This window comes from Ruegeria sp. S263 (genome assembly GCF_056780525.1).
The window spans coordinates 1,104,598-1,118,459 of record NZ_CM165558.1 but is presented as its reverse complement, the minus strand read 5'-3'; the positions used below and the strand labels follow the sequence as shown (position 1 = coordinate 1,118,459).

Below are 13,862 nucleotides of genomic sequence, written 5' to 3'. Positions count from 1 at the left end.
AGGCCACGCATAGGAGGCCAATGTGACATTCATGCGATACGCAATCTATTTTCCGCCCCCGGCCGAGGCCGGTTGGACAAAATTTGCGACCCAATGGCTGGGTTGGGACATGGAGACCGGACAGGCCGTGGCCCATCCGGACATCGCCGGGGTTGACGTTTCCTCGGTGACTGAGGTTCCGCGAAAATACGGGCTGCATGCGACGATGAAGCCTCCATTCCGACTGGCGGTCGGGCAGTCGTTTGACGGTCTGCACGCGGCCTGTGCTGAATTTGCGACCACACGCGCGCCTGTGGTTCTGGACGGGCTTGAGATCGCACGTCTTGGCCGGTTTCTGGCTCTTCGCCCTGTCGGAGACACCACCGACCTGAATGCTCTGGCCGCTGGCTGTGTTCGGGAACTGGACGCATTTCGCGCACCAGCGCCCCAATCCGAACTTGACCGCCGGCGCGGCGCAGGTCTGATCCCGGAACAAGAGGCCAATCTCGTGCAATGGGGCTATCCCTACGTGATGGAGGCATTCCGCTTTCACATCACACTCAGCGGGCGTCTGGACAAACCTACGCTGTCCAAGGTGCAGAATACGCTGGAAGACCGGCTTACGCCTTTGCTGCCAAACCCGTTTCAGATCAAGGATCTGGCCCTTGTGGGCGAGGCTGAGGATGGGTGCTTTCACATGATCCATCGTTACGTCCTTTCCGGCTGAAGCCGGTTCAGAATAGTATCAATCGTGTGATCCAACGGGCCGGAATTATCGACCTCAAAGACCTGCACAAGGCCTTCGGGCAAATTGGTTTCCGCACGCGCCAAACGTCGTTCTTGTTCGGCTGCGCTTTCACGCCCACGGCTTGCTAGTCGTTGGGCAAGAACCTCGGGGTCGGCGGTCAGCGAGATTACGATCAGATCGCCGAACACCTCCTGCGCCCGAAGCAAGACAGCGCGCGACAGGTTCACAAGTACCGCATCAACGGTTTGTCTGAAGGTCTCGATCGAACGCGGGACGCCATAATTCAGCCCATGTGCCGACCAGTGCAAAATAAACGCATCGTCGGCCACCATGTGTTGAAAGGCATCTTCAGCGACCCGGTCAAAATCTTCGCCCTCTTCGCCCTTTGGCCGGGTAATCACGCGCCGCACTCTTAGAATTCCAGGCGTACGCGCAACCAGTGCCTCCATCACGCTGTCCTTGCCCACCCCGGACGGGCCGACAATCGCTATGACCGGGGCGCGGGTCATGCGGCCTTTCCCGGTGTGAACCCTGACACGTCGATTTCCCGATCACACACACGACTCCGAGCTTCGACATCGTGGAAAATACCGACGATGGCAGCGCCGCGCTCTTTGGCCTCTTCGATCAGGGACAATACTGTCTCACGGTTCTGCGCGTCCAGCGAGGCGGTCGGCTCGTCCAGCAACATCGCGGGATAGGTATGCGCAAAGCCGCGCGCAATGTTCACGCGCTGCTGTTCACCGCCTGAAAACGTCGCTGGACTAAGCTGCCAGAGCCGTTCGGGTATGTTCAACCGGGCCAGCAATGCGGCCGCCCGATCCAGCGCCGCTTGCTTTTCGGTTCCGATTGCAAGCAACGGTTCCGCCACCACCTCAAGCGTTGGGACGCGCGGAACAACCCTGAGGAACTGGCTGACATATCCTAGCGTTTCGCGCCGAAGCGCCAAGATCTGGCGCGGCTCGGCCCGCGCCACATCCAGCCCGCCGACCAGAACCTGCCCGGATGCAGCCAAATAGTTACCGTAGATCACCCGCATCAGGGTCGACTTGCCCGCGCCGGAAGCCCCCGTCAGCGCGACGCATTCTCCGGGCGAGACACTAAGCGTCGCGCCCTCCATCACCGGAATGACTGCGCTGCCCTGATTGTGCAGGGTAAAACTTTTGTTCACACCAATCAGTTTAATCATTGCCCTATCCCTTCAAACCTGCAGCACGCTTGAAACAAGCAACTGCGTGTAGGCATGTTGCGGATCGTCCAGAACCTGATCGGTCAATCCTGCCTCGACCACGTGGCCGTCCTTCATCACCATCAGCCGGTCCGCCAGCAACCGCACCACGGCCAGATCATGAGTGACGATGATGGCACTCAGCCCCATCTCGCGGACCAGACCACGCAACAAGTCCAGCAGCCGGGCCTGCACCGACACATCCAGCCCGCCCGTCGGTTCGTCCATGAACACCAGCCGGGGGACGGTCACCAGATTGCGCGCGATTTGCAACCGCTGTTGCATCCCGCCTGAAAATGCCGTCGGGCGGTCATCCACCCGACTTCCGTCAATCTCGACACGGCCCAGCCAATCAATCGCCCGGTCGCGGATCTGACCATAGTGACGGTCGCCGACGGCCATCAGGCGCTCGCCAATATTGCCGCCAGCGCTGACGGACATGCGCAGCCCGTCGCGTGCATGCTGATGAACAAAGGCCCAGTCCGTCCGGCCCAGCATCCGTCGTTCAGGTTCCGACATGGTCACCGTATCCACAGGCCCGTCCGCGCGTGTGTCAAAAACAACCTGTCCTGCGTCAGGCTCCAGATGACCGGCCAAACAATTCAGCAACGTCGATTTGCCCGAACCGCTTTCACCGACGATCCCCATGACCTCGCCCGGGTAAAGATCGAAGCTGACGCCCGAACATCCGATCCGGGTTCCGTATCGTTTCTCGACGTCTTTGACTTGTAGCAGAGGGGTCATGCTGCAACCTCCTTGGTCATGCGACCTGTGTGGCCCGCTTCACGTCGGGAGCGGCAGTAATCGGTGTCAGAGCAGACAAACATTCGGCTGCCCGCATCATCGGTGATAACCTCGTCCAGATAACTGTCTTCGGCCCCGCACAGATCGCAGGGGTGGTCGGCTTTCGTGGCCTCAAAGGGGTAATCCTCAAAATCCAGGGACACGACCTTGGTGTGTGGCGGTACGGCATAGATACGCTGTTCGCGCCCGGCCCCGAACAGTTGGATCGCGTCCATCTCAAGCTTGGGGTTGTCGAATTTCGGGATCGGAGATGGATCCATCACATACCGCCCCGACACCTTCACCGGATAGGCGTATGAGGTTGAAATCGCCCCATGCTGGCTGATGTCCTCGTACAGTTTCACATGCATCAGCCCATATTCTTCAAGGCTGTGCATCTTGCGGGTCTCGGTCTCGCGCGGCTCCAAAAAACGCAGTGGTTCGGGGATCGGCACCTGATAGACAAGGATCTGATCCTCGCGCAGCTTGGCCTCGGGGATGCGGTGGCGAGTTTGGATGACACTCGCCTTTTCGGTTTCCTCGGTGGTTTCGACGCCTGCCGTGTTCTCAAAGAACTTGCGGATCGAAACGGCATTCGTGGTGTCATCCGCGCCTTGGTCGATCACCTTGAACGTGTCATCCGGGGTCAGAGTCGCGGCCGACACCTGCACCCCACCCGTACCCCAGCCATAGGGCATCGGCATTTCACGACTGGCAAAAGGCACCTGATAGCCGGGCACCGCCAGACCTTTGAGGATGGCGCGGCGGATCATACGCTTGGTCTGTTCGTCCAGATAGGCAAAATTGTATTCGCTCATTCCGCTGCCTCCTTCGGCGTGATGCGATCTTCGGCTTCGCGACGCAGCTTTCGAACCAGTTCCAACTCGGACTGGAAATCCACGTAATGCGGCAGCTTGATATGTTCGAGGAACCCTGTGGCCTGAATGTTGTCGGCGTGGCTCAGGACAAACTCCTCATCCTGCGCCGGGGCGCCGAGGTTGTCTTCGCCCAACTCTTCCCAGCGCAGGGCGCGGTCGACCAAAGCCATCGCGATGGACTTGCGCTCGGACTGACCAAAGACCAGGCCATAGCCCCGGGTGAACTGGGGCGGTTCAATTTTTGATCCTTTGAACTGGTTGACCGTTTCGCATTCGGTCAGTTCAACCTCACCAATGTCGATGGCGAATCCCAGTTCCGGGATGTCCATCTCAACCGTGACCTTGCCGATGCGCAATTCCCCGACAAACGCATGGTTGCGGGCGTATCCGCGCTGGGTCGAGTATGCCATGCCCAAAACGAAGCCTTCATCACCACGCGTCAGGGATTGAAGCCGCAGCGGACGGTTGGACGGAAATTCCATCGGTCGCCGGGTCAGATCGTCAGGGGTTTCATCGTTTTCGGGCTCATCCTGAATGATCCCCTCACCTTGCAGAAATTCCGTAATATGCGGCGTCAGTTCATCGCGCGGAGCGCCCTTCGGCGCGTCGGGAACTTCCCCCTCGGCCGCCAGTTTGAAATCCAGCAAACGGTGTGTGTAATCGAAGGTCGGCCCAAGAACCTGTCCGCCCGGCGCATCCTTGAAGGTGGCAGAGACTCGTCTGTCGCACGCCATCGCACTCGTGGCCACCGGAATTGAATACCCAAACCGCGGCAGAGTTGTTCGGTACGCGCGGATCAGGAATATCGCCTCGATCAGATCGCCCCGCGCCTGCTTGATCGCCAAGGCCGCCAGATCGGGGTCGAACAGAGACCCCTCGGCCATGACCCGGTTCACGGCCAAGGAAAGCTGCTCGCGAATTTGCGCGATGCTCAACTCGGCCACATCCGTTGACCCCCGGCGTTCCTCGGCCAGCCAGGAATGAGCATTGTCGATGGCCTTTTCACCACCTTTGACTGCAACATACATCGCCTAACCCTCCGACCGAATTGTCGTGCTGCGCGGCAAGGCAGCAACTTTGCTACCGCAGGTGAAAAAGAAATCGCAGCCCAGAGGAAACAAAGACGAATTGGCCTGCAAAGCCGGGATATCCGGCAGGGACAAACGCGCTACATCCCTGATCCCCGGGCCACTGAGTGTTGCGCCTGCGTTGACCAATTCGGCGCATTCAACGATCAGGGTCGCGGACCGGTCCGGATATTCGGCCGTTCCAGTCCGATAGGCTGTCAGCTGCCCTAGATCCTGCCAGGTTCCCACGGCAAAATCCGCATCGGCAGCGCCCGTGGCCGGTGCGCCCGTGTGAAATGTCAGCCACTGGCGCACGGCGGGTGTATCGGCTGACCCGGCCAGATAAACGTTTGTCTCAGGATCGCAAAGCGTCAGCAATAACGTACCTGCGGCGACAGACAGCGGCTTGGGCGGCAGCCCACCGGTCAGTGATCGTATCTCGCCCGGTCGTGCCATCGCCGTCATCGCGGCCCGAAACGCGTGTGCGGCCTGAATCGGCGCCTCACTGAAACCGCCTGAGAACTGGGATTGCGTGGTCATCAATCCTCTCCCCGAACCAGAGTAAAGAACTCTACCTTTGTGGCGGCAGCCTTTGCCGCGCGGCTGGTTTTTGCGGCTTGCATCATTTCGGCCAGAGGCTCGATCACCTGTGACCGGACTTTTTCTGCAATGTCGGTCTGCATCAGCGCATCAATCAGCGCTGCCACCTCAGCCTTTGATTTAGAGCGACCCTGCACATATCCGTGCCCGACTGTCCCGTCATCCAGCGCCAATGAACAGCGCGTGACGGTCATTTCCCCAAGGTTAAACGCCGCGCCGGTTCCGCCAGTGCGCGCCCGCACCATGACCCCGCCCACTTCGGGTCGACGAAGCCACTCAAAATCAGGACGCAGGTCGAACTCGCCCCATTTCGCAATCAGCGCCTCGGACGGCACACGGGCCAGCAGGCCCATCCATTCCTTGCGCGCGATATTTTCTGTTTTCATCTGAACCACCATCAAACCCTCTTGGCCGGGTTGTCTATGCGTACTATACAACTAGACAAATAATACACCCAGCCGGGGCGACTCGCAATCCGGGGAACTGTGAAGATTTGGTGACATGAGAAAAACTCCAGTCTGGAAAAGCATCGCATTAAGCCTGACATCGGACATCGCCGAAGGGCGGTACAAAACCGGTGACCAACTTCCGACCGAGGCGCAGATGGCCTCGCAGCATGGCGTTAACAGGCATACCGTTCGGCGCGCATTGTCGGACCTGTCCGATCAGGGATTGGTGCATTCCAGACGCGGCGCAGGCGTGTTCGTGACCGCGCGTCCAACGGATTACCCAATCGGAAAACGCGTGCGGTATCACCAGAGCATATCGGCCAGCGGCAAGATCCCCGGAAAGAAGATACTGACACTCACCACCCGAACAGCAGACAACTCCGAAGCCGAGGCGTTGCACCTTGAGCCGGGCGCGACAGTTCATGTCTACGATGGTCTGTCATTGGCTGATGGTCAGCCCATTGGTCTGTTTCAAAGTGTATTTCCAGCCGACCGCCTGCCCAATATCCTTGTGGCCCTGTCCGAGACGCAATCGGTGACAAAAGCCCTGCAAGTGTGCGGCGTTCAGGATTACACCCGCGTCTCAACCCGCCTGACGGCGCGGGCTGCGACGGCCACGCAAGCCTTGCACCTCCGCCTGACCGAGGGCGCACCGGTTCTGTATTCCACAGGCATTAACGCCGACACAAACGGCGTGCCCGTGGAATATGGCCGGACGGTGTTCGCGGGCGACCGCGTGACGCTGACATTGAACGAAGACTGAGTTGAAATCTGTACCTGCCTTCAATGACCGTAGCGGCCAAGATCGGCAGTATCAGCAGGCGGGAACGCTTTCATATTTATCTAAAAACGCCTCGGCCCCCAGCGCGCGAAAATCCGGCAGCGCTGCGCGAAGACGCGCATTGTCCCAGTCCCACCAAGCAAGGTTCATCATCCGCTCGGCCACGGCCTCGGGGTACCGGCGTCGGATCGGTTGTGCCGTGACGCCGCCGACGATTGTATAGGGCGCGACGTCTTTGGTAACGATCGCACCCGATGCGACGACTGCGCCGTGACCAATGGTAACTTCGGGTTTGATGATTGCCGCGTGTCCAATCCAGGTATCATGCCCGATCGTCGTGACCCGGCTTGCGCGACGGGCAAACCATTGGGCGTCGTCCTCGGCATCATTCCAATAATCAGCCGACCGATAGAGAAAATGGTGCAGCGATGCTTTCTCCATCGGGTGATCCGTTGCCCCAATCCGGGTAAAGCTGGCTATATTGGCAAATTTCCCGATCTCGGCATTGGCAATGTCACAAGTTCGATCACAATACGAGTAATCCCCGACCACGGAATTCGCGACCCGCGTCCCTGCTCCGATCTCAACATACGCGCCAAATGCACTGTTCGAGATCGTGCAACCGGGGTGAATGAAAGGTTGATCCGAACGAAGACGCGCCATCTTTTGATCCCTCTGCCTGTGCCAGTTCAGCCTGCTTTGACGGGCTTTGCCTTCTTACGTTTGGGCGAAGTTTCCCCCTGGATCAGACGCCTGCGCAACCAACCCGAGAACCAATCCATCAGCATAACCATCAGGATGATCAGGACGATGTAATAAGCGACCTCTTCCCAGTCTTTCTGCGTGATGATCGCTTGGGTCAGCAGCAATCCGATCCCACCACCCGTGATGGCACCGATCACGGTCGCGCTGCGCGTGTTGGATTCAAGGAAATACAGCAACTGGCTGAGCAGCACGGGTGTCACCTGCGGGATCACCCCAAAACGATACCGTTGCGGCGCGTTGGCCCCCGTGGACTGGACGCCTTCAATCTGTTTCTGATCGACATTTTCCAACGCTTCCGAGAAGATTTTGCCGAAGGTTCCGGTATCGGTCACCAGAATGGCCAGCGCGCCCGTCAGCGGACCGGGACCAAACGCCCGTGCCAGCACAACGGTCCAGATCAAGGCATCTACGCCACGGACAAAGTCGAACACGCGGCGGGTCATAAACCGAACCGACCTCAGCGGGTTGAAGTTGCGCGTTGCAAGGAAGGCCAGCGGCAGCGCGACCATGCCTGCACCCAGCGTACCAAGGAAGGCCATCAGAATCGTCTCGAATATGGCCCATGCCACGTCCTGATGCCGCCACATCTTGTTGGTCCAGAAATCGTTCAGGATCGCCCTCGCCTCACCATTCGCGGCCAGCCCAACCAGTTGCGGGAAGGATTTACCGTAATAGGGGCTGTCGAGAGTAAAGAAGAACAGCTCCCATCCGGTGAAGTAGCGGAAGACTTCGGACCGGTTCCGCGTCACCGTCAGCCGCCCCGCATCCGTCGTGATCGCCATCCTGTTTTTCGAGATGTTGATCCAGTCCGGCACATCGCCAGCAGGCAGTTCGGCCTGTACACCTGCTGCACGCGTGGGTGTGGCACGGACAGTGCCGTATCCGGGGATATCGTATTCGACGGTCTCGGGGCCGAACCGCACGACGTGACCGTCCTCCAGATCAATCACCGTGGTTTCGCCCAGCGTGACCCAATCTGGCGCTTCGCCCACGGGATAGGCACCCTTGCGCTCGCCTTCGATAGCGGCTGAGATTTCTCCGGTGCGGTTATCGCGCTCGATATGGGTTTTGTAGCTATAGCTGTCGGCCACCAACGTCTTGCCGTTTTCCCAATTCGCACGCTCGGCCAGACCGGGCACGTCGAAAGCGAAGAACACATAGATCAGATAAGCCAGCACCAGCGACGGCAGACCGAAATTCACAAGACGTTTGCGGCTGAACAGATGGTCAGCTTCGGCCTTCAGCTCATCAATGGTCAGATTTGTGGCGAAGGTGCTCATGCCCGCGCTCCTTTCTCGGATCCGTGAGTCAGGCGATCACGCAGATGACCCGAGATTTGGTCGACGACAACGATGGTGACAAACAGCAACAGGAAGATCGCGGCAGCCTCATCATAGCGCCCCTGCCCCCATGACATCGAATTGCGCAGCTCGTACCCCAGACCACCCGCGCCGACGAAGCCCAGAATGGCCGAGGCGCGGATGTTGATCTCGAACCGCAGCAAGGCATAGCTGACATAGTTCGGTCCCACCTGAGGGATCACACCCAGATACATCCGCTGTGACCAGTTGGCCCCGACCGAATGCAGCCCCTCGACCGGCTTCAACGATGCGTTCTCGTTCACCTCGGAAAACAGCTTACCCAGCGCTCCTGCCGTATGGATTGCTATGGCGATCATCGCTGGCACCGGACCGCCGCCCAGAATAAAGATCAGGACCAGCGCGATCACAATCTCAGGAATTGCGCGGCAAATATCGGCAATACGCCGGAACAGCGGGATCAGCGCAGGCCAGAGCGCCATACCCCGTGTGGACATCAGCGCCAGGAACGTACCCGCAATAGTGCCGATCAACGTGGACGCAGCAGCAATGTTGATCGTCTCGACCAGCGCCGGGAAGAACTTGATCAAGTTGGCGGGCAGCGCGTCGATCTTGTCCCAGGCCTCGGACAGAACTTCGGCGGGGTAGTCAAAGATGCGGTGCCAGCCGTCCACAAAGCTGCCTGCGTTGCGGTCATCGGCGGTGCGAAACCCTGCAGCCATCAACGCCACGAATACGATCAGAAGGATACCACCATAGACCCGCTTGCGTCGCGTCATCTCGGAATAGTCGGCCCGGATCTGGTCGACGGTTGGGGGCCCTGCGGTCAGGTCTGTCATGGAATGCTCCTGAGTGGGAAACGGGGCCCGGTTTCGACACCGGACCCCGGTCTTTGGGGTATGCAGGCTTAGTTGGACTTCAGCTTGCGTGCTTCGATGATGATCTCATACGCCTCGTGGGTGATCGGCTCGAACGCCTTTGCTTCACCCGCGGCAACGCCATAGAAACACTCGCGGTCTTTCTCGGCCAGACCCGCCATCAGAGCAGTCATTTTCTCTTTCACATCCGCAGGCAGGGCGGTGCGCAGCACAACCGGGCCTTCGGGGATCGGCTTGGATTTCCAAATCTGGACCATGTCGTTCATGTCAACCAGACCGGCATCAACAGCACGGCGCAGCGCGCCCGACTTATAGCCGTCTTCCCAATCGCCCAGCCCGTCAGCCCAGGTCACGCCGCCATCAACATCGCCGTTGTTTACGGCAACGATGGTCTGCTCATGGCCGCCGGTGAATTTCACCTCACCAAAATAGTCGCCCGAGTCCATGGTCGCGCCAGTGGCGGCAGGGATTTCGATGGACGGGATCAGGTAGCCCGAGGTCGAGTTCGGATCGCCAAAGCCGAAGGTCTTGCCCTTCATGTCGTCCAACGAGGTGATGCCGCTGTCCTTACGGGCAAATCCGATCGAGTAGTAGCCATAGCCGCCGTCGGTGTTGACCTTGACCAGAACCGGCTCAACCGCTTCGGGGTCGGACAGATAGGTTTTCGCATAGCCCGAGGCACCCAGCCACGCCATGTCGATGGTGCCGCCCAGCAGACCCTGGATCACGCCGTCATAATCGGCAGGCGCAAACAGCTTGGTTTCCACACCCAGCGCTTCTTCGGTGTATTCGCGCAGGCATTCGTTGTTGTTCAAACGGTCCTGAGCGCTTTCACCGCCCAGAATGCCGATGCGAAATTCGTTGATATCCGCAGCCATGGCTGGGGCGGCGATCGCAGTTGTCGCAACAAGGGCAGCAATCAGTTTTTTCATCTGTCTCTCTCCGGTTTGATATGCCGGCCTTTCATCGGCCGGTCGATGAAAGGGGGGATCGGCTCAGACGGTTGCTTCCGCTTCCATCAGGGCCTTTTGAGTCGCATCCAGCGTCTCGATCTCGGTCGATGTCGCCTCTTCCGAGAAGCTGGCATCGGCTCCGTAAATCTCACGCGCGACACCGGTTGTCAGTTGTTCGGGCAGGCCGTCGAAAACGATACGCCCGTCGCGCATTCCAACGACGCGGTCGCAATAGCGGCGTGCGGTGTCCAGCGTGTGCAGGTTGGCGATGACTGTCCGGCCGTCCTCTTCATGGATGCGGCGCAACGCCTGCATGACGACCTGAGCGTTCATCGGGTCAAGTGAGGCGATCGGTTCATCTGCCAGAATGATGCTTGGATCCTGCATCAAGGCGCGCGCAATGGCGACACGTTGTTGCTGACCGCCCGACAACGCCTCGGCCCGTTTGGGTGCGTGTTCGGCGATGCCCAAACGATCCAGAATGTCGATTGCGCGGTGGATATCGTCCATCGGAAACAGATTGAACATGGTGGCCAGCGTTGAATGCCGGTTCAGCGTGCCATGCAGAACGTTTGACACCACGTCCATGCGCGGCACCAGATTGAACTGCTGAAAAATCATCGCGCAATCGGCTTGCCACGCGCGCTTTTCGCGACCTTTCAGTTTGGTTACATCGCGGCCTTCAAAAATGATCTCTCCGTCGCTGGCGTCTGTCAGGCGGTTGATCATGCGCAAGAGGGTCGACTTACCTGCGCCCGAGCGTCCAATGATGCCGATCATGCACGGCTTGTCGACGTCCAGCGAAGCAGCATCCACAGCCGTATTTTCGCCAAAGCGTTTCGTCAGATTTTCTATTCGCAGCACGAGCCACCCCCAAATGTGTTGGCGGCTAGCTAAAGGCGGTGTTCAACGGCTGTGTGTCGATTGGGTGAAAATTTTGTAACGCAGCGCTCGCTGTTGTTGGCCCTACCCTTACCCGCATATCGCAGGTATATGCGGGCCGACTCTTTATCCTGACACGAGGCCAAACATGTCCTTTGACCGCAGCATCAAAATCGCTCCGTCGATTCTGTCCGCCGACTTTGCCAATTTCGGCGCCGAGATTCAGGCGATCGAAGCACAGGGCGCAGATTGGGTCCATGTTGACGTGATGGATGGCCATTTCGTGCCAAACCTGACCTTTGGCCCCCCCGCCGTCAAAGCGTTTCGTCCTCATGTAAAAACGGTGATGGACGTGCACCTGATGATCACGCCTGTAGATCCGTATATTGACGCCTATGCAGATGCCGGTGCAGACATCCTCACAGCCCATGTCGAAGCTGGCCCGCACACGCACCGCACGTTGCAGGCCATTCGTGCCGCTGGCATGAAAGCTGGCGTTGCCCTCAATCCCGGCACCCCGGCCGAAGCGGTCGAGCATCTGCTGGACCTGACTGATCTTGTTTGCGTCATGACAGTGAACCCCGGCTTCGGCGGCCAGAAATTCATCGACCTGACCGAAAAGGTGCGCCGCCTGCGTCAGATGATCGGTGACCGCCCTATCCATATTGAGATTGACGGCGGTGTGGACCCGAACACAGCCCCTCTGGTCGCGGCTGCGGGCGCGGACGTGCTGGTTGCGGGATCTGCTGTCTTCAAAGGCGGCTCGGTTTCACAACCGGACGTTTATGGGGACAACATCCAGGCTGTTCGTGCAGCGGCAAAAGCTGCGATTTGATTTGCATACCATGGCCCAGCGGAAACGCTGGGCCATTGCGCCAGACGCACAGCGGATATGACCGGGCGGGGCTAGCTGGCAAATACACGGGTGCGTAGATTGTACTGGTTCAATCAAAACGCAACGAAACGCTCTTATGCCCAAATCCACCGTTTACCGCCCGCATGACTTTAGCCCTGCCGCATTGTGGCAACTGCTAAGTCGTCGCCTCCGTTCCAACCTGCGCAGACTGTCTGAAACCAGATCGGCAACCCTCAGAATCCGCGCCTATTGGCTGATGAGTGATGCCGAACTGCGCGCGCGCAGTCTTAAACGCGAAGATATCGTTCGGTTGGTATTGGCTGGCGTAATCTAAGCCGATCAGAGGGTTTTGGCCTGCATAGCCAAGTTTATGCACCCACGACACAATCCAAGTAAAAAGGCCGCCCCCTGAGGGAGCGGCCTTCTTTAGTTTTATCGATGCGCCGGGCTGAAGCCCGTCCTACCGATTATTCGATGATTTTCGACACAACGCCGGCGCCAACGGTACGGCCGCCTTCACGGATGGCGAAGCGCAGGCCGTCTTCCATCGCGATCGGTGCGATCAGCTCGACGGTGAAGCCGACGTTGTCGCCGGGCATAACCATCTCGGTGCCAGCCGCCAGGGTCACGGTGCCGGTCACGTCAGTCGTACGGAAGTAGAACTGCGGACGGTAGTTCGCGAAGAACGGCGTGTGACGGCCGCCTTCTTCCTTGGTCAGGATATAGGCTTCGGCCTCGAACTTGGTGTGCGGTGTAACCGAACCCGGCTTACACAGAACCTGGCCACGCTCAACGCCGTCACGGTCGATACCGCGCAGCAGGGCGCCGATGTTGTCGCCCGCTTCACCGCGATCCAGCAGCTTGCGGAACATTTCAACACCGGTACAGGTGGTTTTCTGGGTCTCACGGATGCCGACGATTTCGATCTCGTCGCCAACGTTGATCACGCCACGCTCAACACGACCGGTCACAACGGTACCACGACCCGAGATCGAGAACACGTCTTCGACCGGCATCAGGAACGGCTTGTCAACTTCACGCTCAGGGGTGTCGATGTAGTCGTCAACAGCCGCCATCAGCTCTTTGATCTTCTCTTCGCCGATTTCCGGGTTGTTGCCTTCCATCGCCGCCAGAGCCGAACCTGCGATGATCGGAACATCGTCGCCGGGGTAGTCGTAGCTGGACAGCAGTTCGCGAACTTCCATCTCAACCAGTTCCAGCAGCTCTTCGTCGTCAACCTGGTCAACTTTGTTCATGAACACGACCATTTTCGGGATGCCAACCTGGCGGCCCAGCAGGATATGCTCGCGCGTTTGCGGCATCGGGCCGTCAGCTGCGTTCACAACCAGGATCGCGCCGTCCATCTGGGCAGCACCGGTGATCATGTTCTTGACGTAGTCGGCGTGGCCGGGGCAGTCAACGTGCGCATAGTGACGGTTGTCAGTCTCGTATTCCACGTGGGCGGTCGAGATGGTGATGCCGCGCGCTTTTTCTTCCGGCGCACCGTCAATCTGGTCATACGCTTTGAAGTCACCGAAATACTTGGTGATTGCTGCGGTCAGCGTCGTTTTACCATGGTCAACGTGGCCAATCGTGCCGATGTTGACGTGCGGTTTTGTACGCTCAAACTTTTCCTTTGCCATTCCTCAGGCGCCCTTTTGCGATTTGGGGGACCCTTGGTCCCGTGGTTACATCT

The 13,862-nt window shown here is 58.9% G+C and carries 17 protein-coding genes; 4 read left to right on the top strand and 13 right to left on the bottom strand.

Going from position 1 to position 13,862, the window contains the following annotated elements:
- The first annotated feature begins 22 nt into the window (after positions 1-22).
- Complete coding sequence (locus tag ACT2B1_RS05615) at positions 23-706, top strand: DUF1045 domain-containing protein (protein ID WP_481668732.1); 684 nt, start codon at positions 23-25, stop codon at positions 704-706.
- Here the strand turns inward: ACT2B1_RS05615 and phnN are convergent.
- From phnN to phnG, 7 genes are read right to left on the bottom strand one after another with little or no spacing between them, the layout of a single operon-like run.
- On the bottom strand, positions 688-1,236 hold the full coding sequence (gene phnN, locus ACT2B1_RS05610) for a phosphonate metabolism protein/1,5-bisphosphokinase (PRPP-forming) PhnN (RefSeq protein ID WP_171121735.1): 549 nt from the start codon (positions 1,234-1,236) through the stop codon (positions 688-690). The two genes, ACT2B1_RS05615 and phnN, sit on opposite strands and share 19 nt — an antisense overlap.
- Complete coding sequence (gene phnL, locus ACT2B1_RS05605; RefSeq protein WP_481668731.1) at positions 1,233-1,916, bottom strand: phosphonate C-P lyase system protein PhnL; 684 nt, start codon at positions 1,914-1,916, stop codon at positions 1,233-1,235. The genes phnN and phnL overlap by 4 nt, the downstream gene beginning before the upstream one ends.
- A 12-nt stretch (positions 1,917-1,928) precedes the next feature.
- Positions 1,929-2,699: a phosphonate C-P lyase system protein PhnK gene (gene phnK / locus ACT2B1_RS05600; RefSeq protein ID WP_481668730.1), complete on the bottom strand. Its 771-nt coding sequence runs from the start codon at positions 2,697-2,699 to the stop codon at positions 1,929-1,931.
- Positions 2,696-3,556 carry an alpha-D-ribose 1-methylphosphonate 5-phosphate C-P-lyase PhnJ gene (locus ACT2B1_RS05595; RefSeq protein WP_171121732.1) on the bottom strand — a complete coding sequence of 287 codons (861 nt, stop codon included), beginning with the start codon at positions 3,554-3,556 and terminating at the stop codon, positions 2,696-2,698. The genes phnK and ACT2B1_RS05595 overlap by 4 nt, the downstream gene beginning before the upstream one ends.
- Positions 3,553-4,644: a carbon-phosphorus lyase complex subunit gene (locus tag ACT2B1_RS05590; protein ID WP_481668729.1), complete on the bottom strand. Its 1,092-nt coding sequence runs from the start codon at positions 4,642-4,644 to the stop codon at positions 3,553-3,555. The genes ACT2B1_RS05595 and ACT2B1_RS05590 overlap by 4 nt, the downstream gene beginning before the upstream one ends.
- A 3-nt stretch (positions 4,645-4,647) precedes the next feature.
- Positions 4,648-5,223, bottom strand: a complete 576-nt coding sequence (gene phnH / locus ACT2B1_RS05585) for a phosphonate C-P lyase system protein PhnH (RefSeq protein ID WP_171241024.1) — start codon at positions 5,221-5,223, stop codon at positions 4,648-4,650.
- Entirely contained in the window at positions 5,223-5,669 is a 447-nt protein-coding gene (phnG, locus tag ACT2B1_RS05580) for a phosphonate C-P lyase system protein PhnG (protein WP_481668728.1), read from the bottom strand. Before phnG ends, phnH begins: the two co-directional genes overlap by 1 nt.
- 115 nt (positions 5,670-5,784) lie before the next feature.
- Between phnG and phnF the strand changes: the two genes are divergently transcribed.
- Positions 5,785-6,495, top strand: coding sequence for a phosphonate metabolism transcriptional regulator PhnF (phnF, locus tag ACT2B1_RS05575; RefSeq protein ID WP_171241022.1), 711 nt, complete (start codon positions 5,785-5,787; stop codon positions 6,493-6,495).
- A 51-nt stretch (positions 6,496-6,546) separates the two neighbouring features.
- Here phnF and ACT2B1_RS05570 read toward each other — a convergent pair whose 3' ends face one another.
- The 5 genes from ACT2B1_RS05570 to phnC all read right to left on the bottom strand — a co-directional run bounded on the left by ACT2B1_RS05570 (position 6,547) and on the right by phnC (position 11,292).
- Positions 6,547-7,176, bottom strand: a complete 630-nt coding sequence (locus ACT2B1_RS05570) for an LbetaH domain-containing protein (RefSeq protein ID WP_171241021.1) — start codon at positions 7,174-7,176, stop codon at positions 6,547-6,549.
- A 26-nt stretch (positions 7,177-7,202) separates the two neighbouring features.
- Entirely contained in the window at positions 7,203-8,558 is a 1,356-nt protein-coding gene (gene phnE / locus ACT2B1_RS05565) for a phosphonate ABC transporter, permease protein PhnE (RefSeq protein WP_481668727.1), read from the bottom strand.
- Positions 8,555-9,436, bottom strand: coding sequence for a phosphonate ABC transporter, permease protein PhnE (phnE, locus tag ACT2B1_RS05560; RefSeq protein WP_171241019.1), 882 nt, complete (start codon positions 9,434-9,436; stop codon positions 8,555-8,557). Before phnE (ACT2B1_RS05560) ends, phnE (ACT2B1_RS05565) begins: the two co-directional genes overlap by 4 nt.
- 68 nt (positions 9,437-9,504) lie before the next feature.
- Positions 9,505-10,407, bottom strand: coding sequence for a phosphonate ABC transporter substrate-binding protein (phnD, locus tag ACT2B1_RS05555; RefSeq protein ID WP_481668726.1), 903 nt, complete (start codon positions 10,405-10,407; stop codon positions 9,505-9,507).
- A gap of 63 nt (positions 10,408-10,470) precedes the next feature.
- Positions 10,471-11,292: a phosphonate ABC transporter ATP-binding protein gene (phnC, locus tag ACT2B1_RS05550; RefSeq protein ID WP_481668725.1), complete on the bottom strand. Its 822-nt coding sequence runs from the start codon at positions 11,290-11,292 to the stop codon at positions 10,471-10,473.
- Between the two features lie 166 nt (positions 11,293-11,458).
- On the opposite strand from phnC, the gene rpe reads away from it, so the two are divergent.
- A complete protein-coding gene (gene rpe / locus ACT2B1_RS05545) occupies positions 11,459-12,145 on the top strand; it encodes a ribulose-phosphate 3-epimerase (RefSeq protein WP_171125889.1) in 687 nt (228 codons plus the stop codon).
- A 136-nt stretch (positions 12,146-12,281) separates the two neighbouring features.
- Positions 12,282-12,500 carry a hypothetical protein gene (locus ACT2B1_RS05540; protein WP_481668724.1) on the top strand — a complete coding sequence of 73 codons (219 nt, stop codon included), beginning with the start codon at positions 12,282-12,284 and terminating at the stop codon, positions 12,498-12,500.
- Between the two features lie 133 nt (positions 12,501-12,633).
- On the opposite strand, the gene tuf is transcribed toward ACT2B1_RS05540, so the two are convergent.
- On the bottom strand, positions 12,634-13,809 hold the full coding sequence (tuf, locus tag ACT2B1_RS05535; protein WP_481668261.1) for an elongation factor Tu: 1,176 nt from the start codon (positions 13,807-13,809) through the stop codon (positions 12,634-12,636).
- Between the last annotated feature and the right edge of the window lie 53 nt (positions 13,810-13,862).

Excerpts from the sequence above, each read along its gene's own strand:
- phnN (WP_171121735.1), bottom strand. The coding sequence starts at position 1,236 with ATGACCCGCGCCCCGGTCATAGCGATTGTCGGCCCGTCCGGGGTGGGC.
- phnL (WP_481668731.1), bottom strand. The coding sequence starts at position 1,916 with ATGATTAAACTGATTGGTGTGAACAAAAGTTTTACCCTGCACAATCAG.
- phnK (WP_481668730.1), bottom strand. The coding sequence starts at position 2,699 with ATGACCCCTCTGCTACAAGTCAAAGACGTCGAGAAACGATACGGAACC.
- ACT2B1_RS05595 (WP_171121732.1), bottom strand. The coding sequence starts at position 3,556 with ATGAGCGAATACAATTTTGCCTATCTGGACGAACAGACCAAGCGTATG.
- ACT2B1_RS05590 (WP_481668729.1), bottom strand. The coding sequence starts at position 4,644 with ATGTATGTTGCAGTCAAAGGTGGTGAAAAGGCCATCGACAATGCTCAT.
- phnH (WP_171241024.1), bottom strand. The coding sequence starts at position 5,223 with ATGACCACGCAATCCCAGTTCTCAGGCGGTTTCAGTGAGGCGCCGATT.
- phnG (WP_481668728.1), bottom strand. The coding sequence starts at position 5,669 with ATGAAAACAGAAAATATCGCGCGCAAGGAATGGATGGGCCTGCTGGCC.
- phnF (WP_171241022.1), top strand. The coding sequence starts at position 5,785 with ATGAGAAAAACTCCAGTCTGGAAAAGCATCGCATTAAGCCTGACATCG.
- ACT2B1_RS05570 (WP_171241021.1), bottom strand. The coding sequence starts at position 7,176 with ATGGCGCGTCTTCGTTCGGATCAACCTTTCATTCACCCCGGTTGCACG.
- phnE (WP_481668727.1), bottom strand. The coding sequence starts at position 8,558 with ATGAGCACCTTCGCCACAAATCTGACCATTGATGAGCTGAAGGCCGAA.
- phnE (WP_171241019.1), bottom strand. The coding sequence starts at position 9,436 with ATGACAGACCTGACCGCAGGGCCCCCAACCGTCGACCAGATCCGGGCC.
- phnD (WP_481668726.1), bottom strand. The coding sequence starts at position 10,407 with ATGAAAAAACTGATTGCTGCCCTTGTTGCGACAACTGCGATCGCCGCC.
- rpe (WP_171125889.1), top strand. The coding sequence starts at position 11,459 with ATGTCCTTTGACCGCAGCATCAAAATCGCTCCGTCGATTCTGTCCGCC.
- ACT2B1_RS05540 (WP_481668724.1), top strand. The coding sequence starts at position 12,282 with ATGCCCAAATCCACCGTTTACCGCCCGCATGACTTTAGCCCTGCCGCA.
- tuf (WP_481668261.1), bottom strand. The coding sequence starts at position 13,809 with ATGGCAAAGGAAAAGTTTGAGCGTACAAAACCGCACGTCAACATCGGC.